Here is an 871-nt window from a genome sequence, read left to right as displayed (position 1 = left end):
CACCGGCGTGCGGCGAGTCGCGAGCGTGGTCCTGGGTGTGCTGATCGCCGTCTTGTTCAGCGAGGCCGTGGGGTTGAACTGGTGGAGCCTGTCCCTGTTGCTGCTGGCCGCGCTGGGCATCGGGCATCTGATCCGGCTCCGCGACTCGATCAACGAGGTGGCGATCAGCGCGATGATCGTGCTCGGCGTCAGCCAGGTCGCGGACACCGCGTGGGACCGGGTGGCCGAGACGCTGATCGGCGCCGCGGTCGGGATGGTGTTCTCGCTCGTGCTCGCGCCGCCGGTGCACGTGCGGCCGGCGAACGAGGCGGTGAAGTCGGCGATCGACGCGCTGATCCGGCTGCTCGACACGATGGCCTCCGAGGTGGTCGACGACGTCACCCCGGCCCGCGCCCACGCGTGGTTGGAGGAGGCTCGCCGGATCGACCGGGACATCGTGCGCGTGGACGCGACGTTGGCCACGGCCGAGGAGGGCACCCGGTTGAACCCGCGTGGGCGCCGGGCGACCACGACGGTGGTGGCCCTACGGAGCGGGCTCGACACGGCGGAGATCAGCGCCGTGGCGCTGCGTAGCGTCTGTCGGGCGTTGAGCGCGCTGTACACCGAGGAGCGCTCCTCCTCCATCCCGGTGGCGACCGCGGAGTCGCTGCGCAGCCTGTTCCATTCGCTCGCCGCGCTGTTCGCGGCCTACGGTCACCTGTTGCTGCTCCAGGGTCGACCCGCGACCGAGGCGGCGGCGCGGGCCGAGGAGACGTTGCGCGAGCGGCAGTCCGAGGCGGACGCGGATCGGCAGCGGACCGAGACGATCCTGCTCGCCGACTCGATCGGGAATCCGGATCGGTGGGAGTTGTACGGCACGCTGATCGCGTCC

General features: G+C 71.4%; 1 protein-coding gene. It reads left to right on the top strand.

All coding sequences use genetic code 11. The features are described from left to right. Positions 1-871 (top strand): FUSC family protein (locus GT354_RS49155; RefSeq protein WP_161364652.1); only part of this gene is annotated, 871 nt, incomplete at both ends.

The organism is Streptomyces sp. SID3343, from assembly GCF_009865215.1.
GTDB lineage: Bacteria > Actinomycetota > Actinomycetes > Streptomycetales > Streptomycetaceae > Embleya.
The sequence above is the reverse complement of the archived record's forward strand: the minus strand, read 5'-3'. Positions and strand labels throughout refer to the sequence as shown.